The organism is Streptomyces sp. NBC_00986 (assembly GCF_045162565.1).
Taxonomy (GTDB): domain Bacteria; phylum Actinomycetota; class Actinomycetes; order Streptomycetales; family Streptomycetaceae; genus Streptomyces.
This window is the reverse complement of sequence record NZ_CP108733.1, coordinates 9,335,831-9,354,409: the sequence shown is the minus strand read 5'-3', so window position 1 is coordinate 9,354,409 and position 18,579 is coordinate 9,335,831. Positions and strand designations below refer to the sequence as shown.

Below are 18,579 nucleotides of genomic sequence, written 5' to 3'. Positions count from 1 at the left end.
CTGCCAGGTGTCGGCCCGGTTGCTGCCCGCGGGATATCCGCACTCGGGGGCCAGGTCGGCCCGCCGGTCGGCCTTGACGTGCTGGCGGCAGCGCTCGCACGCGTACCAGAGCCCGGACGCGATGGGCCCGGCGAAGGTGAAGCCTTCAGTGGTGCCCGGGACTTCCGCCGACAGCGTGGTCTCCCCCGTCGGGAAGGCCACGCCGCCTGTTCGGGGGACCTCTCGGCGAAGAGATCCGTCCGGCAGAAGTCGCGGAAGGTCCCGCCGTCTTCCATCCGCCCGGCGCGGGTGACCGACCGGGCCCCGGCTCCGCCGGACCGGCCCGGGGGAGCCGTCAGCTCGGGTCGGAACTCTTCTGTCCTCTCGACGAACGCGCATTGACCGCCCGGGTCACCGCGGATGTGAGCAGCTCTCCGTCGAAGTAGCCGCCGATGGAGAGCTGGGCAGCGTTGGCGCGGGCGCTCAGCATGCGCTTCGTTATTCGGATGGCCGCAGGGTCCCGGCGTGCGATCGTCCTGGCCAGACGGCTGACGGCTGCGTCCAGGCCGTCACGTGGAACGACATTGTGGAGGACGGAGAGCTCCCGGGCCCTATGGGCATCGAAAGGCTCCGAGGTCAGCAGTAGGTAGCGGACCCAGGACTGCCCCACCTCTGTGGGGAGACGGTCCAGGACTCCTCCCCAAGCAGGCGGGAGCCCGAGCCCGAGCTCGGGCATCCGGAAGCGGCAGGTGTCGGCACCGACGCGCAGATCGCAGTAGACGGCGAGTCCCAAGCCGGCCCCGATGACGTCTCCTTGAAGCCGGGCGATGGTGACCACCTCCAGTGTGGAGAGTGCGGCGCACACACGCTCAGCCTTGGTGGCGAGCGCGCGAAGTGAGCCACCGGAGGGGTCTTCGGCCAACAGGGCCGGAAATTCGCTACGGTCGCCTCCCTGGCAGAAATCGTCTCCTGCCCCGGAAAGCACCATGACGCGAATCGTGGTGTCCTCCTGAAGCATATTCAGCACCTCCAGGAGGTCGGTGAGAACCTCTCCGGACAGGGCGTTTCCGAGCTCGGGTCGGTTGAGCTGTACCTGGAGGACGGGGCCCTCTTCGACCACGCGCAGGCTCTTGAAGTCGGTCGGCATGTCAGCTCTCTTGGAGTGGGTGGAGGTCATTCGAGGACGAGTTCCAGCGAAGTCGTGCGCCGGAAGGCGATCCGCGACGCCCACTGGACAGGTGCGTTGATGCGAAGGTGCCCGGGGCGCTTGAGCAGGGATCTGAGGAGGACTGTCGCTTCCAGGCGTGCGAGCTGGCTGCCGAGGCAGTAGTGAATGCCCGCGCCGAAGCTCAGGTGCGGGGGCCCGGCCGTCTTCGTCTGACGGCGACGGACATCGAAGCGGTGGGCATCCGTCCACTGGGCCGGGTCGTGATGCGCTGCTCCCACCATGAGTTGGACCATCCCGCCTGCGGGCACGCGGATTCCGCCAAGGTCGGTGGCGGTGCCGGCGATGCGGCTGATCATGTGAATCGGTGGGTCGTAGCGCAGGACCTCTTCGACCGCGTCCGGTACGAGATGAGGGAGCCGGCGCAGCCAGTCCTCCTGCGCGCGGTGGTCGAGCACGAGGCGAAGCGCTGCGGACAGCACGTGGCTCGTTGTCTCCAAGGCCGCGAGAATCATGAACAGGGCCATGGAGTGGACGGCCTCGTCGACGGTGGCCCGGTCGCGCTCTCGTTCATCCCAGATCCTGAGCCAATTCGAAATGGGATCGGCGCCAGGATTCTCCCGGCGGTCATTGATCAGTGCGGAAAAGTAGGACCGGAGTTGAGCGGTCGCGGCATCCGAGAGTGACAGCTCGGTCGCGGACGGAAACAACTCCTGGGTGAAGACCTGGTCGTGGGTCAGGGTTCGCAGGAGGCCGTAGTCGGATGAAGGCAGGCCCAACCACTCACCGATCGCGATTACGGGAAGTTCCTCACCGACGCTCTTCACGAAATCCGCCGGCCCTTGACTCAGCTCCTCGAAGAATTGATCGAGGAGACGGTCGACCGCCTTTTGTATCGAAGAACTCAACTGCGGGAGTGAGCCTTTGTGAAACACACGTCCAAGGATTTCCCTCGTCTGCGTGTGGAGCGGAGGATTCAGCATCGGCAGGGTGGAAGCCATCTGGAACGATGCGGCTGAATTCCATCGATTCGAGCCCGTCTGGCTGGCGCGCCATTGACGATCGGGAACTCTCCACGACCTATCCCGCAGAATGCTGTGACACAGCCGATAGGAAGTTACCAAATGCCCTCCCCATGGCGCCGGGATCACTTCGCCAAGTGACCTGAGCTGATCGTAGATGGGTAGCGGATTGGACTGTCCCTCGCTCCTGCGAAGACGAGCGAAAAGCGAAACCAGTGCGCGTCGGTCGACGTTGCTAGAAGCAACTATGGATTCCACGGCAACTCTTCCTCTGGCAGCCAGGACGTAACCGCAAGCCTGCATACCCCTGTGATTGAACGTTCATGCGAGGTGGCTACTGTTGTGCGGATCACGTTTGACCGATTCAGGCTTTCATCATCGAACCTGACCTGCCAGGAACGACCTCCCCCAGTTCGTCGGCGCGTCCCCATTTCCAGGGAAGCGACTGCCGGTGACGTGCGAGGGCGCGGACGTGCACTGCAGGCAAAGCCACAGTGGACTTTCACAGGAAGTCGCGGGCATTCAGCCCGCGCCAAAGTGTCTGGCCGCAGGTGAATACACATCAGGCGGGGCGTGGTCCTGAATACAGTCAAAGTACGTGCCGTGCCTCTAACTCCCGACAAATCCTTTGGTCGGATGCGTCCACATCGTCCTGCGGACGGCCGGGACGAACGGCGTTGGACAACTGGGGAGGTTTTACCGGACTGGAAGAACTACGTCGTCTCGGTGTCAGCCTCATCGCTGCGCTTTTCGAGCAACGCGGTGTACGCGCGATTGGAATTTGCTCAGGTCGCCGCCCATTGCCCGCCCTACGAAAGCCAGACCGGACCACGTTCCAGAGATTTGGACGGCGTGATCGTCCAGGACGATGTGCGGCCTCAGCCCACCCTGTTCTTTCGCTTCGGCCAGTTGGTCGATGTTGAACTCGACTCAATCCGGCCAGGGAATTCCGTAGTTTTTCCGCGCTTTGGCGTGGAATGAGAGCGTCAGTGCCGCTACCAGGGCAGGCTCATTAGCGAGTCCGTAAGCCGGCGACATCCCGGCGTCCACTACCTCCTGCAGTTTTACCCTCTGGTGATCGAGGCCCTCCACCACAGCGAAACTGTGAAGCACGATCACCTTCGCGACTTCAACTTTGTTCCTGAAGTGACCGCAGAAGGCCCCGTTAGTTGTTTCCGCAGCGAGGACAATGTCGGCCAAAGCGCCCGCTGCTGCGGACGCCGAGGCCGAGGCCGCGTATTCTCTGCGAGATGGTCGTTCATGGGTTACCACCTTTGCGGGTCCACTCGAATACTCAAGTCGAATGGTGTCTCCGCAGCGCCGCGACCGAGATCCGCTCAACGCGCCTTTCCGCCGGCGCGAACATTCGACGGTGGGGGTGCTGTGGCGGGTCGCGTACCGAGACGGGCTCGGCTGGTGGGCCTGGCCGCGTCGCTGCTGGCGTTCCTGCTCCCCGTGCTGATGGTGCCGGGCGAGGAGCCCAAGGGCTCAGCCGTCCCGGCGACGCTCGCGGTGCCCTTCGCCGCGCTGGTCGTGCTGCGTCCCCGGGGGAAGATCCCCGTGCCGCTGGGCACCGCCTCGACAGGCTCGGGGAAGTTCCGGGCGGGCATCACCGCGGGCGTCGAGATCCTGTTGCTCGCGGTGGTGGCCCGGCAGGGCGCCGCAGTCACCGGCTCTCGATCCTTGCCGGGTCAGGCACCGGTCGTACGGGCCGAGCGGGGCTGAGCACGCAGCGCGGGCAGCCGGGCACATTCCTCAGCGCTCGCCAGGCCCTCACCCAGGGCCAGAAGCGAGAGAAGCTGCACCGGGCGGCCGGCGGTGGCCGCGGCCTCCAGTTTGTGGTGGCCGTCGAGGAGGAAGTGGGTCAGACCCCAGTGCTGGGACTGGTCGTCCCCGAAGGCGATGGCGGGCTCGCACACGTCCAGCGTCGAGACCGCCACCGCCGTCGGGACCGCACCCCGGCCCATGAGCTCGACGTACTCCTCGACGCGCTCCCGGTCGTTCCACGTCGGCGGAACCATCGGCACGACGAACTCGTACAGGTGGGCGGACGCGTCGACCACCGTCTCGAAGGTCCGGTAGTACGGCGTGTGCGGGTACTCCGGGAGGCCCCAGAACTGGTCGATCCCCCAGGAGTCCACCTGCTCGCCGCTGAAGTAGTCGCCCTCCCGGCCCGGGATCACCAGCCGGGGCTCCACGCGCAGCAGCACCGGAAGGTACTCGCCCTCCGGCAGCAACGCGCCGAACGCGTCGATCACACCGCCGTCACCGGGCTCGGCCAGCGTCCCGGTGAGCTGCTCCCGTACGTCCTCCAGCGACAGCTTCTGATTCGCGGTCACCAGCCGGCGGAACAGCAACGGGCATGTCCCACACCAGTAGCTGAGCTCGAACGCGGGCTCCCCGTCGACCACGAGCAGTCTCCGCCCGGTCCGACCCCCGCTCCGCTGCGGCTCCGCCTCGAAGCGCAACCGCGCCTCGGCGTCCGGGACGCCGAGTCCGCGCGGCTCGTCACATCTGATCGTCACGGACCGACCGTAAGCGGACCCAACGGTTCGGCACCACCGCTCAAGGACGCGACGCCCTACTGTCGTCGGCATGACGGAGCCCGTCGCAGCGATGCGCACACCCGAGCACTCCCCCGGCACGGCACGCCTGATCGCGCTGTCCGACGGGATATACGCCATCGCGATGACGCTGCTCGTCATCAACGTCGCGGTCCCCGCAGATCTGGGCGACGCCGCCTTCCACAAGGCCCTGAGCGACGCGCTGCCCAGCCTCGGCGCCTTCGCGCTCAGCTTCACGCTCATCTCAGGGTTCTGGCGTGACCATCGCCGCATCCTCACGGCACTGCCTGCCGAGACGACCGTGGTCACCCGCCTGACCCTCCTCGGCCTCGGCCTGGTCGCGCTGCTGCCCTTCCCCACCGGGCTCCTGGCCGAGTACGCCTCCCAGCCCGACGCCGTCGCCCTCTACGCGAGCGCCATGGCCGCGATCCACGCGGTGCACGTGGCTCTGCTCCTGCTCACCCAACGCCAGGTGCACCCCTCACCCGAGTCCCCCGCCGCCCTGGCCCGTCGCCGCTTCACCGCCCAACTCGGCTCCAGCGTCCTGGTGTTCGGCCTGTCCATCCCCCTGGCCTTCCTCAACACGAAGGCCGCCATGTGGTTCTGGATCGCGCTCGTCCCCGCGCACTACGCCATTGGCCACTACCGGCGCCGGCCGGCGCGGGACTGACACCTCCTGCCCGGTCAGGAGCGCTCGGTGAGTACGGCTTCGAGGTGGGCGACGTGGCGGGCCTCGGCCTCTTTGCGGACGGCGGCGAAACGGCGGTCGACGATCAGCACGGGGATCAGCCAGAGGCAGCCCCACAGGCTGAAGTGGTCCACGGCTCCCGTCCGCCGCAGCGTCGTGTTGGTGGCGAAGCACAGGATGAGGCTGACCGCCCACGCGGCCGTCCGGTACCGGCCGAGGAGACGTACCGGCGCGTTCCACGGGCCGGAGAGCGCCTCCAGGGTCGTGGCGCGCACGGTGGCGGCCCGGTCGACGGTCCCGGCGCCTCGCGTGCTCGCGCCGTCGACGTCGTCGCCGTCCCGCTGCCGGAGGTCCTCGGCCAGGACGCGGGCCTGGGCCTCGGTGTCACGGCCCTGGAGCGCACCGACCACCGCTCTCATCCTGATGTCCTCCCAGTAACCGCGCCGGGCCCAGCGCTCGGCGGCGGCGAGCTGTCCGGCCTCGGCGGACTCCGGTGCCAGCTCCTTCAGGCGCCGGGAGAGAACGGCGGCGCGCGCGGCACGGCCGGGGTACTCGAACGCGTCGGCGCGCAGGCACAGTTCGGCGTAACCGGCGAGGAGCCCGAGATGGCCGGCGTCGAGCGCGAGTCCCGCCCGGAACGCCTCCTCCGCGCGATCGTCGTGGTCGTCGTCGTCCTCGACGGCATGCCCGAGGGCCAGCCAGCAGTAGAGATCGGGCTGCGGCCCCAGCTCGTCCAGCCCCTCCTGCGCGGCGCGCCGGACGGCCGCGTTTCCCCCGGCCAGGAACAGCTGCTCACAGCGGTCCTGGTACACGTCGATCGCGGTCGTCCCGCTCATATGGAATCCCCCTCGCCAACCCCCTCCCCGGGGGCCGGACAAGTGTGCGGGTCGGGTAATCCCCAGGTCAAGCGTGATCCAGCGGTTCGGATGCCGGTCCCGCTCGCACGTCCGCAGCGATCCCCGGCCGGGGCTTGACCTGGAGTGCGCTCCAGGTTCTACCGTTGTGTTCATGAGCAGCGGACAGCCCCCGGAACCCCTCCCCCGGGACCGGGAACCCACCCTCACCATCGCCCAGGTCGCCGAGCGCACCGGCCTCTCGCACGACACGCTGCGCTACTACGAGAAGGCCGGCCTCATCGAGCGGGTCGGAAGGACCACCGGCAACCAACGGCGGTACCAGGCGGCCGACTTGGCCTGGCTGGAGTTTCTGCTGCGGCTGCGCGAGACAGGCATGTCGATCGCCGACATGCAGCGGTTCGCGGCGCTGCGGGCGGCGGGGGACGGCACGGTCGCCGACCGGCTGGCGATGCTCCGTGAGCATCGTGCCGAACTGGCCGACCGGATCAGGGCGTTGCGCCGCAACGCGTCCGCGCTGGACGACAAGATCGACCACTACGAACAGCTGCTCCTCGACGAGGTCGAGCACGAGCGGCCGGGATCGGATGAGCTGACATGAGCGCGAGCACCACCCGTGAAGAGCGTTTCGCCCACGGCCTGGAGGTCCTGAAGCGGGTCGACGGCGAGGCCGGGCAGCGGGTCGTCGACTCGCTCGCCGACATCAACCCCGAACTGGGTCACCAGGTCGTCGCCTGGGCCTTCGGCGAGATCTACGACCGTCCCGGACTCGCCCCGCGCGACCGGCAGTTGGTGACGCTGGGCATGCTCACCGCGCTCGGCGGCTGCGAGGCACAGCTCGACGTGCACGTGAACGCGGCGCTGAACGTGGGCCTCACACCCGAGGAGATCATCGAGGCCCTCACGCACTCCGCCGTGTACTGCGGCATCCCCAAGGCGCTCAACGCCACCTTCGCCGCGAAGAAGGTCTTCGCCGAGCGTGGACTGCTGCCGCTGGGACAGCAGCCCACGCCGGACGCTACTTCTGCTTGATCCTGAGGAACGTGACCGAGTTCGCCGGGAAGGTGTAACTGAACCTGCCGGCAACCCCGTTGAAGGTGGACACGACCGGCGCGACCGCGGTCGCCGTCTCGCTGTTCACCGCGTCGGGCGCGGCGGCGAGCGTGGTGACCTTCGCCCTGGACGCGACCTTGGCGCCGCCCAGGGCGATCGCCGTACGGGCCGCCGAGGACTGGTCGTTGACGACCTTGACGATCAGGTCACCGGTCTTCGCGTCCCTGGTGACGACCTGACGGAACGGCTCGGCCGGCTTGTCGTCGGCGAAGCTGCCCCACTCCTGGCCATCGAGGTACAGGGTGACCTGACGGCCCCTCACCTTGATGTCGACGTCGTAGGCGCGGCCCGTCTCGATGGTCCCCGGCTTGGCGATCAGCGTCGACTTGCCGCCGTCCACGGCCTGTTCGACGGCGGTCTGGGTGTTGTTCCAACCGCCCAGGTTCCACCAGTAGTAGTTGCCGGTGTCCTTGACGCCGAACGCGACGAGAAAGCCTTCCTTCCCGGACTGTTTCGTCGCCTTCACGTGCAGGTCGTAGTCGTGCCAGGCCGGGTCGCCCGCCGACACCATGGTGTTCTCGGCGGCGGTGTCGGTCTGGACGTACTGCCCGTCCTCCAGACTCCAACTCCCGCCTCCCGTATGGGTCCAGCGGGACGCGTCACCGGAGAAGTCGTCGCTCAGGAGCGAGGTCCCGTCGGCGCCGGTCACCTGCACGTCGTCGTACGCCGCACTCGTCGCCCAGGTCGACAGGCCGACCGCGCCGGAGATCGGGGCGGCAAGTGAGGGGGTGCCAGTGGCAGTTGAGGGCACCACCCGGCTGCCGACGTTGTTCATGAACAGCTTCTGGACCTCGTAGTCGGCGGAGCCCCAGGAGGCGTGGTTGTTGAACCACACCAGGTCCGGGCGCCACTGGACGTAGTCCTCGTTCGCGAACAGCGGTGCGTAGGAGGCGAGTTTGACGACGTCCGCGTTGCGTTCCAGGCCGGTCATGTACGCCGCTTCGGCAAGGCCGTTCTTGAACGCGTTGCCACCGGAGGCGTATTCGCCGAGGAAGACCTTCGGGCCGGTGCGGTCGTAGGAGTCGTAGCGGTCGTTGTTCTGCAGGAACCACTGCGGGCTGTTGTAGTAGTGCTCGTCGACCATGTCGACCTTGGCGTCCTTGTTCAGCTGCCAGGCCGTGTCGAAGGTCGAACCGCTGTCGTCCGGGCCCGCGTTGGAGATCACGGTCATGTAGGGGTACTTGGCCTGGATCGCGGAGCGGAACTGGGTGAAGCGGGCGAAGAACTCGGCGGGGAGGTTCTCCTCGTTGCCGACCTCGATGTGGGTGAGGTGGAAGGGCTTGGGGTGGCCCATCTCGGCGCGCAGCCTGCCCCACTTCGACGTCACCGGCCCGTTGGCGAACTCGACCAGATCCAGGGTGTCCTGGATGTGCCGCTGGAGCAACGCCGGGTCGTCGACGGCCTTGTTCTGGCCGCAGCCGGTCACCAGGGCCGGTACGACGGGGAGCGGCATCGCGCCGATGTCCTCGGCGAAGCGGAAGTACTCGTAGTAGCCGAGGCCGTAACTCTGGTTGTAGCCCCAGAAGTTGGAGTTCGTGGCGCGGGTCTCGACCGGGCCTACGGTGTCCTTCCACTGGTACGAGCGCTTGCGCTGGTAACCGGAGGCGGCGCTGTAGTCCTCCATGGAACCGGTGTTGACCAGGCAGCCGCCGGGGAAGCGTACGAAGCCCGGATGCAGGGCGGCGACCTTCTCGGCGAGGTCTTTGCGGAGGCCGTTCGGCTCGTGCTTGTAGGTGTCGCGGGGGAAGAGGGACACCATGTCGAGGGCGGCCGCGTCGGAGGAGGCGACGGTGAGGCGGCCGGTGGTGCTGGTGCGGGTCGCGGTGAAGGTCGCCTTGTACTGGGCCCAGCCGTTCTTCCTCACCCGCACCTGACGTGCGGTCGCCAGGGTGCCGCCGGCGTCCTGGAGGCTCGCGGTGAGCGTGGTGCCGCTGTCGGCGCGGGCCCACACCGAGAAGTCGTACCTCTTGCCGTCCTCGACGGCGATGCCGGTGTTGTAACCGGCGTTCGTGACGGACGAACTCGCCGCCAGGGAGAGATAGTTGCGGTTGGTCTCGTTGAGGCGGCCGGAATCGTTCACGACCTGGGCCGTACCGGCGACCGTCCAACCGGTCAGCGGGGTGTACGACTTGTTGTCGTCGGTGGAGTACTCGAAGGACCGGTTCTGCACGAGCTCGGCGTACAGGCCGCCGTCGGCCGCGCGGTTGATGTCCTCGAAGAAGACGCCGTACATCGTCCTGTCGATCGTGGCGCCCCGCGACGACGGATCGACGGTGATCGCATAGTCGGTGACGTCCGTGACGTCCTCGGCGTGGGCGGGTGCGGGGACGACGGCCGTCGCCAGCAGGAATGCGCTTGCCCCTAAGGCAAGTCTCAGGCGGGTGCGGCTGGTGCGTGACATGGATACTCCGCGGCTCTTGAAGTTGCCCTGAGGCGGCCCTGGAACTACTCGGAGGCCACCTCGGGTTGTTCGAAATACCAGACGTCGGTCAGCACTTCGAACCGGCACGATAGGAAAGGGTCGTGAGCACGTCAATGGGGCCGGGGTGCGGAGGGACGTAGGGTCGAGGGCATGCATGCGCTGTTCCCGTACTTGGCCCTGCTCGGCTTCCTCGCCGTCGTACTGGGCTTCTTCACCTGGCTGGCCCGCCGGATCCGCCGCCGCGGCACCGCCGGAGGCGCCATGGGCGGCGCCCTGGCCGCGTACGAGGAGGCCTTCCGGACCACGAGCCACGCCTCGCACCACGAGATCCGGGCTCAGGCGCGGCGCAAGGCACCCACCGACTCGCCGGACGGTCGGCGACGTCGGCGGCGGCTGGGGAAGGGGTGACGATGGGCGAGTTCTGGCCGGTGGTGGACGTGTTGGCGTATCTGTCCGGGAGTTGGCGGGTGCGGAGGTCGGTACGGGACCTGTCGAGCGGCGACGAGGGCGACTTCGCGGGTACGACCGTCTTCGGCGCCCTGCCCGAAGGCGGCCTGCTGCACACGGAGTTGGGCACCTTCACCTGGCAGGGCGTGGCCCGCCCCGCCGAACGGACCCTACGGTTCCTGCCGGGCGGGGCACCTGGGGTGGCCGACGTTCGCTTCGGTGACGGGCGGCCGTTCCACGACCTGGATCTCACCTCGGGGCACCATGTGGCCGACCATCCCTGTTCGGCGGATCTGTACCGGGGCGAGTTCACGGTTCTGGACGCGGACCACTGGCGGACAGTGTGGCGAGTGGGCGGGCCCGCGAAGGATCTGGTGCTGAGTACGGAGTATGCGCGCGGGGGTTGAGGGGTGGCGGGTCCGGGCGGTAGCGGGTTGGGTTCGAGGCGGGTGCGGGGGCTGGGGCGGGGCGTCGCCGAATGCGGGTGATTTCAGGCGGAGTTGATGCTGGGTTGCGCGTGGGCTGGATGGGGGGTGGATGCAGGGGGCAGCGGCTGGTGCCGTCCCGCGCGTGCGCCGGCCTTCGTGTGCGTGGGCTGGGCGGCGGCCGACTCGGCCGGTTTCACTCGGAGTTGATGCCGGGTTGCGCGGGTTGGATGCAGAGGCAGCGGCTGGTGCCGTCCCGCGCGTGCGCCGGCCTTCGTGTGCGTGAGCCGGGCGTCGGCCAAACCGGCTGGCATCAGGCGGAGTTGAAGCCAGGTTGCGCGCAGGCTTGGTGAAGGGGCAGCGGCTGGTGCCGTCCCGCGCGTGCACCGGCCTTCGTGTGCGTGGGCCGGGCGGCGGCCGACCCGGCGGGTTTCACTCGGAGTTCGGATCAAATGCGCGGGCCCGCCTGGGCCGGACGGCAGCCGACCTGGCCGCATGCGTGCCGGGCGGCTCCGAATCCGGCTGAGGCTGGGCGGAGTTCGCACGGAATCGCGCACACGTGGACTGCACGGCGATCAGCCCAGGCCGTTGCGGCGGAGTCCGCATGCACCACGCTCGCATGACGTGGGCGTCGGCGAACCCGGCTGATTCCGGGCGGAGCTCGCACCAGCCGACGCGAGCACAGGCGCAGGCCGGCATCAACGCCCCCACCCGCTCCAGCGCTCCCCAAAACCGCCCCGCACCACACCCGCCCCGCCCTACACCCGCCTCGACTGAGCCCCCGCCCCGTCGAAGCGCAGATTCCACCGCCCCGCATGCCCCGTGACCGTCGTCGTCGACAGTGGGCGTACGTCGAAGTTCCAGTAGGTCGACGGGGGTGCCTTGAGGGCGTAGACCAACGCGGCGCGGATGACGGAGGGTTCGGCCACGGCGACTATGCGGCCGCCGTCGTCGTCGGGGCGGGTGTCGAGCCAACCGCCGACCCGGGCGATGAAGGCCAGCAGGGACTCGCCGCCGTGCGGGGTGGAGCGTGGGTCGCCGAGCCAGGCGTCGACCAGGGCCGGTTCGCGGGCCATCGCCTCACCCAGGGTCAGGCCGCGCCAGCGGCCCATGTCGCAGTCCCGCAGGGCGAGTTGCACAAGCGGGGTGTAACCGAGCCCGTCGCCGGTGGTGCGGCTGCGCGGGGTCGGTGAGCAGTAGCGCAGCTCCGCCGCCGCCAGCGGCAGCAGGACCGGGGCGGCACGCTGTACCTCGTCCCAACCCGCCTGGTCCAGCGGGCGGTCGTCCTCGAAGCGCTCCGCGAGCAGCGGCGAGCTGCGCGCGGCGGCGACGAACGTGACCCGAAGTTGCATGCGGCGATCGTGATCCCGCCGAAGTACGCAGGTCAAGGGGTGCCGGATGAGAGTTACCCAGGGTGGGCGAAACCTCACCTCGAGGTCGGGACCAGGCGGACAACTCACTCGAAAATGAGGGCCATCCACTGGTCGGGCCGCTCCAGTGGCTTGAATCCGAGCTTCTCGTACACCCCATGGGCGTCGTGCGTGGCGAGCAGGATCCGCCGCAGTCCGAACGGCCGCAGCTCCTCCCGTACGGCGCCGACGAACGCCGTGCCGACGCCCTTGCCGCGCACCGACGGGTCCACGTACACATCGCACAGCCACGCGAACAACGCCTCGTCGGTCACCACGCGCGCGTACGCCACCTGCTCCCCCGAAGTCGCGTCGTACACCCCGAAGTTCATCGAGGACGCGACCGCGCGCTCGTGCTTCTCGCGGGGCCGGTCCTTCGCCCAGTAGGCGTCGGTGGACAGCCAGCGGTAGGTGCGGTCGATGTCGACACGGGCGGGGTCGGCGGAGAACTCGTAGCCGTCGGGGAGGCTCGGGATGTCGTTCATGGCGGGAGGCTCGCAGGTCAGAGGGCGAGGTGTCGAGCGATTTTGGCCGGCCGCCCGGGCGTTGTCAGTGGCGGGTGGCAGGCTTGAGACCATGACACGGACGACCACCGCCGACGACTACACCTGGCTCCAGGCGCAGCATGCCCCGCTGATGCATGCCTACTGCGTCACGCTGGTCCGGGAGATCACGCCGGACCGGCTGCTGCATGAGCTGGGAGCGGAGCCGGAGAGGATACGGGTCAAGGGTGTCGAGCCCCTGCGTGAGCCGTCGTACGACACCTGGGACGAGCACTACGGGGACCCGCTGTTCGTCGGTGTCGCCGCGGTCGGCGACTGGTCGCTGATGGTCGAGCACAACGGATATCTGGGCGTCACCAGCGCGGCCATGCTCCCCGTCTCGCGCGGGCGCACGGTGGTCTCCCACTTCCGCAACGTGAACGCGGTGGACCGCTTCTACTGGTTCGAGGACAGGGAGATACGGCTGCGATTCGAGCCGCTCTTCGCCTATTCCCGGGACGGCAGTCACGCGGACGAACCGGAACTCCTCACCGGGATGCGGGAGTCGGGCTTCGATCTGAGGGAGGACGAGGAGCGCAGCTACGACCTGCACACCGAGGCCGCCTTCGCGCTCGCCCATCGCCTCACGGGCGTGCACCTGACGCCGGAGCTGTTCGCGTCCCTGGAGTTCTCCGGCGCTCTGGTGCCGGTGCCTGAGGACTGAAGCACGTCCGCGTCAGAGCACCTCCTCGCAGGCCGCCCGAAGCCGCCGTACCCCCTCCACGATCTCCCCCGTCCCCGCGACCGCCGCGAAGCTCAACCGGACGTGGGCAGCCGGGGGTTCGGCGCTGAAGTAGGGGCGGCCGGGGGTGATGGAGACGCCCGCGCGGAGGGCCGCGATCGTCAGCGACTGTTCTCCCCCAGATCCGAAAGCCTGGGAGGTGCCCCCAATGCCCTCGGGCAGGCCGAGCCAGAGGTGGTAGCCGCCGGAGGGGATGTGCGGGAGGGAGAGGGTGGGGAGTTCGAGGCGCAGGGCGGTCGTCATCGTGTCGCGGCGGGTCTTCAACTCCGTTGAGATCGCGCGGAGATGGCGTGGCCAGGCCGGGGAGCCGACGAGTTCGAGGGCCGCTTCCTGGAGCGGCCGGGGGACGAAGAAGGTGTCGACGACCTGGATGGCGCGCAGGCGTTCCAGTACCGGACCGTGCGCGGCGAGGGCGCTGACCCTGAAGCTGGGTGAGGTCGCCTTGGTGAGGGAGCCGACGTGGACGACGACTCCGTCGGGGTCGTCGGCGGCGAGCGGACGCGGCAGCGGTCCCGCGTCCTCGTGCACCAGCCGTCGTACGAAGTCGTCCTCGATGACGAACGCGCCCGCGTCCCGGGCGATGCGCAGGACCTCCGGGCGGCGGGCGGGGGCCAGGACCGCGCCAGTCGGATTCTGGAACAGGGGCTGGCAGACGAAGACCCGGGCGCCGGTGGCACGGAACGCATCGGCGAGCAGGGGCGGTTTCACGCCGTCCGCGTCCACCGGCACCGGGACCGGACGCAGGCCCGCCGCCCGTGCGATCGCCAACATGCCTGGATACGTGGGGGATTCGACGAGGACCGGTGCACCCGGGGGTGCGAGGGCCCGCAGTGCTGTGGTCAACGCGGTCTGGCCGCCCGCGCTGACCAGGACGTCGGCGGCCGTCACCGCTCCGCCGATGCTGCGCGCGAACCACTCGCGCAGTTCCGGCAGGCCCTCCATCGGCGGTCGGCCCCAGGCGCCGGGACGGCGCCCTGCCCGGGACAGCGCTGCGGCCATCGCACGCTCGGGCTGGAGCGACGGGTGCAGATAGCCGCCGTTGAACTCGATCACGCCCGGCGGCGGGACGGCCAGGGTGGCCAGGACCGCGGACGCGTCCACCGTGCGCGGCACGAAGTCGGCGGTGCCGTCCGCGCTGAGCGCGACCTCCTGCCAGGAGGTGTCCCCTGCGGCGGCGGTCGCGGTGCGGGGCGTCGCCCGGAACGCGCCGGCCCCGGGCCGGGTGACCACCAGCCCCTCGGCGGCCAGCTGCGCGAGGGCGCGCGAGACGGTCACGGGGCTGACCCGGAACCGTTCGACGAGCACCCGGCTCGACGGCAGCTTTCCACCGGGCGAGTAGCGGTTGAGTTCCTGTCGCAGGCGATTCGCCAGTTCACCGACACTGCTACGCTCATGCATGAGAGCACACGATAGCGCTATCGCCCCGAGTCCGATAGCGGTCAGCACCGCCGGTCCCACTCCCCCCGCACCGGCCCCTGCGCTCGGCGCCCGCGCCGGAACCGTCCAGGCCGCGCTCGGTGTGATCGCCTTCTCCCTCACCTTCCCGGCCACCGCCTGGGGGCTGGAGGGCTTCGGCGCCTGGTCGCTGGTGGCCGTGCGCAGTGTCCTCGCCGCGGTCATCGCGGGCGGCTGTCTGCTGGCGCTGCGCGTCCGCGTGCCCAGCCGTCGGCACTGGGGCGGGCTGGCCGTCGTAGCCGCCGGAGTGGTGGTCGGATTCCCGCTGCTCACCACGCTCGCGCTGGAGACATCGACTACCGCCCACGCGGCGGTGGTTGTCGGTCTGCTGCCGCTGACGACCGCCGCCCTGTCCGCGCTGCGCACCGGCATCCGCCCCTCGCGCACCTTCTGGACGGCCGCGCTCGCGGGCGCCGGCGCGGTGCTCGCCTTCACGGTCCAGCAGAGCGGCGGCGCCGTGACCACCGCCGACCTGTATCTCCTCGCCGCGCTGCTGGTCTGCGCGGCCGGTTACACCGAGGGCGGCCGGCTGGCCCGGGTCATGCCCGGCTGGCAGGTCATCGCGTGGGCGCTGGTCCTGTGCCTGCCGCTGAGCGTGCCCGCCGCCGCGCTCGCCCTGTCGTACGACACCCCGCACCTCACCGCGCACAGCATGGCCGGACTGCTGTGGGTCGCCGCCGGTTCACAGTTCCTCGGGCTCGTCGTCTGGTACCGGGGCATGGCCGCCATCGGCGTCCCGAAGGCGAGCCAACTGCAGTTGGCCCAGCCGCTGCTCACGCTGGTGTGGTCGGTCCTGCTGCTCGGCGAACACCTGCCTGTGGCCGCCCCGTTGACCGCGGCGGCGGTGCTGGTCTGCATCGCCGTCACGCAACGGGCGCGGAGTTGAGGGCCGTTCACCAAGCCGTCAAGCACCAGGACGTCAAGTACCCGGACCCGGAGCGGCAGTTCAGCGGGGGGCATTCGCCGGCTGCTGGTAGTGGTCGGCGACCACCCGCGCCATCGCGCCGACCGGATCCACCGCCACATCCTTGGCCGCGAAGAACACATGCCCGCCGACCTCGGGGTACTTGGCGGCGAGGGTGAGGTGCCGGGACAGTTCGACCGGGTCCTGCCAGGCCGCGGGCTGCGCCGGGTCGCCCGCCTTGTACAGCGCCTCACCTGCGTACAACTGCGTCTTCGTGCCGCGCGCGACCTCCGCCCACCAGGGCAGCAGCTTCGCGTAGTCGGCGGCGGCGAAGCCGATGTTCCAGTACAGCTGCGGGACGATGTAGTCGATCCAGTTCTCGCGCACCCACTTGCGGGTGTCCGCGCAGAGGTCGTCGTACGTCTGCACCCCCGCGCGGGTGTCGGAGCCGAGCGGGTCGGTCGCGATGTTGCGCCACACGCCGAAGGGGCTGATCCCGAAGCGCGTGCCCGGACGGATCTGCTGGATGCGGGCAGCGGTCTCGCGGATCAACCTGTCGATGTTGTCGCGGCGCCAGGCGGCCCGGTCGGTGAAGCCGCCGCCGTACTTGTCGTAGGCCACGTCGTCGTCGAAGGTCTGACCGGCCACCGGGTACGGGTAGAAGTAGTCGTCGAAGTGGACCCCGTCGACCGGGTACTTCTTCACCGCGTCGAGGATCGCGTCCTCGACGAAGGCGCGGACCTGGGGCAGTCCGGGGTTGTAGTAGAGCTTCCCGCCGTACTCGACCACCCAGTCGGGGTGCTTGCGCGCGGGGTGCGAGGCGACGAGCTTGGTCAGGTCGGTGTTGTTGGCGATCCGGTACGGGTTGAACCAGGCGTGGAGTTGCAGCCCCCGCACATGCGCCTCTTCCACTGCCGTCTTCAGCGGGTCCCAGCCGGGGGCCACGCCCTGGGTGCCGGTGAGGTACTGCGACCAGGGCTCGTACGGCGAGGGCCACAACGCGTCGGCGGTGGGCCGTACTTGGAACATCACCGTGTTGAGGCGGTCGCGGACCGCCGTGTCGAGGTGGGCGATCAGTTCGGTGCGCTGCTGTGCCGGGGTGAGGCCCGGGCGGGAGGGCCAGTCGCGGTTGGCGACCGTCGCCAGCCACACGCCCCGCATCTCGGTGACTCCGCGCGGGCGCCCTGCCGGCCTCGGCGCGCGCCCGGTGTCGGCCGCCGCGCTGCCCGTCGTGGCCAGCGTCGACAGCGCTGCCATCGCGAACGCCCGACGTGACAATCGCCCCATCTGTACACCCCCATACGCTGTGGATCCGTGCCGTCACGGATCGTCTCCGCGCCCCAGAATGCCCGACCCCGGCGATCGATCATCGATACTTGCGGGTAACGTGCACGATCGGAGCAGGCGTCGAACAACGGGGTCCTGCGACCAGCCGTAGATCAGCGAAGGGGACGATGTGACCGACATCGAGCGCGTCGGAGTGGTCGGCTGCGGCCAGATGGGCGCCGGCATCGCCGAGGTGTGCGCCCGCTCCGGCCTGGACGTGAAGGTCGCCGAGACCACCGGCGAGGCCCTGGAGATCGGCCGGACCCGGCTGTTCAACTCGCTGGCCAAGGCCGCCGAGCGCGGCAAGATCACGGCCGAGGAGCTGGCGGAGACGCAGGCGCGGCTCAGCTTCACCACCGATCTCGGCGAGTTCGCCGACCGCGACCTCGTGATCGAGGCCGTCGTCGAGAACGAGCAGGTGAAGACCGAGATCTTCCAGGTGCTCGACCAGGTCGTGACCCGCCCCGACGCGATCCTCGCCTCCAACACCTCCTCGATCCCGCTGGTGCGGCTCGCGGTCGCCACCTCGCGCCCCGACCAGGTCATCGGCATCCACTTCTTCAACCCGGCGCCGGTGCAGAAGCTCGTCGAGCTGATCCCGGCGCTGACCACCTCCGAGGGCACGCTCAGCCGCGCCCAGCTGTTCGCCGAGAAGGCGCTCGGCAAGCACGCGATCCGCGCGCAGGACCGCTCCGGGTTCGTGGTCAACGCGCTGCTGATCCCCTATCTCCTGTCCGCGATCCGGATGTTCGAGTCGGGCATCGCCAGCCGCGAGGACATCGACAACGGCATGGAGCTCGGCTGCGCCCACCCGATGGGTCCGCTGAAGCTGGCCGACCTGATCGGTCTGGACACGGTCGCCTCGGTCGCGTTCTCGATGTACGAGGAGTACAAGGAGCCGCTGTACGCCGCTCCCCCGCTGCTCCAGCGCATGGTCGACGCGGGGCGGCTCGGCCGTAAGTCCGGCTCGGGGTTCTACACCTACGCCTGAGCACTTCCCTCGCGGCAACTCACCGTAATACTTTGACGGTTGCGGGCCCGGCACTCTTCGGAGTACCGGGCCCGCGCCATTCACACACCGTGTGCGCGCCGGGCCCGCATATGCCGCTCGCACACTCTCCCCTGGTGTCCACCAGGGGAGTTGACTCTTCATGCGCATGCAAGGGATGTTCCGACTACGGAAAGGAGCGGACCCGTGACCGCCGACCCCGAGCATCCCGTGGTCCATGGAGAACTCGCAGAGTTACGCCGCCGCCTCGACGTCGCGTACGCGCGTGTCGAGGGTGGGCTGGCCCTGCTCAGTCATCGCACCGAGGAGACGGACAAGGAACTGGACGATCTGAGCGCGCGAATCGTTGCACTTGAGCACACGCGGTGGCCGCTGCCGACCATCGCCGCGATGACCGCCGTGGGTGCACTTGTCGTGACTGTCTGGCAGGCCTTGGGACGCTAGAGCCCGAAGGTCAGTCGGTTGGCTGCCGGTCCGTTGTGGCTGGTCGCGCTCCGCGGCGGAGCCGCTAAT

The 18,579-nt window shown here is 69.2% G+C and carries 20 protein-coding genes; 11 read left to right on the top strand and 9 right to left on the bottom strand.

Annotated features, from left to right (window positions below; all coding sequences use genetic code 11):
- Window positions 1-334 precede the first annotated feature (334 nt).
- Entirely contained in the window at window positions 335-1,126 is a 792-nt protein-coding gene (locus OG504_RS42020) for an enoyl-CoA hydratase/isomerase family protein (RefSeq protein WP_405994470.1), read from the bottom strand.
- Window positions 1,127-1,152: 26 nt separating this feature from the next.
- Window positions 1,153-2,145 (bottom strand): cytochrome P450, encoded by a 993-nt coding sequence (locus OG504_RS42015; protein WP_405994469.1) that lies wholly within the window; start codon window positions 2,143-2,145, stop codon window positions 1,153-1,155.
- Window positions 2,146-2,769: 624 nt separating this feature from the next.
- Between OG504_RS42015 and OG504_RS42010 the strand changes: the two genes are divergently transcribed.
- Together OG504_RS42010 and OG504_RS42005 are read left to right on the top strand one after the other, a co-directional pair.
- Complete coding sequence (locus OG504_RS42010) at window positions 2,770-3,147, top strand: hypothetical protein (protein ID WP_405994468.1); 378 nt, start codon at window positions 2,770-2,772, stop codon at window positions 3,145-3,147.
- Window positions 3,148-3,549: 402 nt separating this feature from the next.
- Window positions 3,550-3,891: a hypothetical protein gene (locus OG504_RS42005; RefSeq protein WP_405994467.1), complete on the top strand. Its 342-nt coding sequence runs from the start codon at window positions 3,550-3,552 to the stop codon at window positions 3,889-3,891.
- Here OG504_RS42005 and OG504_RS42000 read toward each other — a convergent pair.
- Window positions 3,858-4,691 (bottom strand): hypothetical protein, encoded by an 834-nt coding sequence (locus tag OG504_RS42000; protein ID WP_405994466.1) that lies wholly within the window; start codon window positions 4,689-4,691, stop codon window positions 3,858-3,860. The genes OG504_RS42005 and OG504_RS42000 overlap by 34 nt on opposite strands.
- Before the next feature lie 70 nt (window positions 4,692-4,761).
- On the opposite strand from OG504_RS42000, the gene OG504_RS41995 reads away from it, so the two are divergent.
- Window positions 4,762-5,400 carry a TMEM175 family protein gene (locus tag OG504_RS41995; protein ID WP_405994465.1) on the top strand — a complete coding sequence of 213 codons (639 nt, stop codon included), beginning with the start codon at window positions 4,762-4,764 and terminating at the stop codon, window positions 5,398-5,400.
- Between the two features lie 14 nt (window positions 5,401-5,414).
- On the opposite strand, the gene OG504_RS41990 is transcribed toward OG504_RS41995, so the two are convergent.
- Complete coding sequence (locus OG504_RS41990; protein WP_405994464.1) at window positions 5,415-6,254, bottom strand: hypothetical protein; 840 nt, start codon at window positions 6,252-6,254, stop codon at window positions 5,415-5,417.
- 172 nt (window positions 6,255-6,426) lie between these two features.
- On the opposite strand from OG504_RS41990, the gene OG504_RS41985 reads away from it, so the two are divergent.
- Both OG504_RS41985 and OG504_RS41980 read left to right on the top strand, forming a co-directional pair.
- Complete coding sequence (locus tag OG504_RS41985) at window positions 6,427-6,873, top strand: MerR family transcriptional regulator (RefSeq protein ID WP_405994463.1); 447 nt, start codon at window positions 6,427-6,429, stop codon at window positions 6,871-6,873.
- Window positions 6,870-7,304, top strand: a complete 435-nt coding sequence (locus tag OG504_RS41980) for a carboxymuconolactone decarboxylase family protein (RefSeq protein ID WP_405994462.1) — start codon at window positions 6,870-6,872, stop codon at window positions 7,302-7,304. The genes OG504_RS41985 and OG504_RS41980 overlap by 4 nt, the downstream gene beginning before the upstream one ends.
- Here OG504_RS41980 and OG504_RS41975 read toward each other — a convergent pair.
- Window positions 7,291-9,786, bottom strand: coding sequence for an alpha-L-arabinofuranosidase C-terminal domain-containing protein (locus OG504_RS41975; protein WP_405994461.1), 2,496 nt, complete (start codon window positions 9,784-9,786; stop codon window positions 7,291-7,293). The two genes, OG504_RS41980 and OG504_RS41975, sit on opposite strands and share 14 nt — an antisense overlap.
- 171 nt (window positions 9,787-9,957) lie before the next feature.
- On the opposite strand from OG504_RS41975, the gene OG504_RS41970 reads away from it, so the two are divergent.
- Both OG504_RS41970 and OG504_RS41965 read left to right on the top strand, forming a co-directional pair.
- Window positions 9,958-10,215, top strand: a complete 258-nt coding sequence (locus OG504_RS41970) for a hypothetical protein (RefSeq protein WP_405994460.1) — start codon at window positions 9,958-9,960, stop codon at window positions 10,213-10,215.
- 2 nt (window positions 10,216-10,217) lie between these two features.
- The gene (locus tag OG504_RS41965) at window positions 10,218-10,661 is read left to right on the top strand and encodes a DUF6314 family protein (protein WP_405994459.1); all 444 of its coding nucleotides are present in this window, start codon (window positions 10,218-10,220) and stop codon (window positions 10,659-10,661) included.
- 776 nt (window positions 10,662-11,437) lie between these two features.
- Here the strand turns inward: OG504_RS41965 and OG504_RS41960 are convergent.
- A complete protein-coding gene (locus tag OG504_RS41960; protein ID WP_405994458.1) occupies window positions 11,438-12,031 on the bottom strand; it encodes a histidine phosphatase family protein in 594 nt (197 codons plus the stop codon).
- A 104-nt stretch (window positions 12,032-12,135) separates the two neighbouring features.
- Complete coding sequence (locus OG504_RS41955) at window positions 12,136-12,573, bottom strand: GNAT family N-acetyltransferase (protein WP_405994457.1); 438 nt, start codon at window positions 12,571-12,573, stop codon at window positions 12,136-12,138.
- Window positions 12,574-12,664: 91 nt separating this feature from the next.
- Here OG504_RS41955 and OG504_RS41950 point away from each other — a divergent pair, with 91 nt between their 5' ends.
- The gene (locus OG504_RS41950; protein ID WP_405994456.1) at window positions 12,665-13,294 is read left to right on the top strand and encodes a DUF6461 domain-containing protein; all 630 of its coding nucleotides are present in this window, start codon (window positions 12,665-12,667) and stop codon (window positions 13,292-13,294) included.
- 12 nt (window positions 13,295-13,306) lie between these two features.
- Here OG504_RS41950 and OG504_RS41945 read toward each other — a convergent pair whose 3' ends face one another.
- Window positions 13,307-14,770: a PLP-dependent aminotransferase family protein gene (locus OG504_RS41945; RefSeq protein ID WP_405994455.1), complete on the bottom strand. Its 1,464-nt coding sequence runs from the start codon at window positions 14,768-14,770 to the stop codon at window positions 13,307-13,309.
- On the opposite strand from OG504_RS41945, the gene OG504_RS41940 reads away from it, so the two are divergent.
- The gene (locus OG504_RS41940; protein WP_405994454.1) at window positions 14,769-15,713 is read left to right on the top strand and encodes a DMT family transporter; all 945 of its coding nucleotides are present in this window, start codon (window positions 14,769-14,771) and stop codon (window positions 15,711-15,713) included. The two genes, OG504_RS41945 and OG504_RS41940, sit on opposite strands and share 2 nt — an antisense overlap.
- Before the next feature lie 60 nt (window positions 15,714-15,773).
- Here OG504_RS41940 and OG504_RS41935 read toward each other — a convergent pair whose 3' ends face one another.
- Complete coding sequence (locus OG504_RS41935; protein WP_405994453.1) at window positions 15,774-16,988, bottom strand: glycoside hydrolase family 10 protein; 1,215 nt, start codon at window positions 16,986-16,988, stop codon at window positions 15,774-15,776.
- Window positions 16,989-17,229: 241 nt separating this feature from the next.
- On the opposite strand from OG504_RS41935, the gene OG504_RS41930 reads away from it, so the two are divergent.
- Together OG504_RS41930 and OG504_RS41925 are read left to right on the top strand one after the other, a co-directional pair.
- Window positions 17,230-18,048: a 3-hydroxybutyryl-CoA dehydrogenase gene (locus OG504_RS41930; RefSeq protein WP_405849300.1), complete on the top strand. Its 819-nt coding sequence runs from the start codon at window positions 17,230-17,232 to the stop codon at window positions 18,046-18,048.
- 204 nt (window positions 18,049-18,252) lie between these two features.
- Entirely contained in the window at window positions 18,253-18,510 is a 258-nt protein-coding gene (locus OG504_RS41925) for a hypothetical protein (RefSeq protein WP_328684423.1), read from the top strand.
- Window positions 18,511-18,579 lie beyond the last annotated feature (69 nt).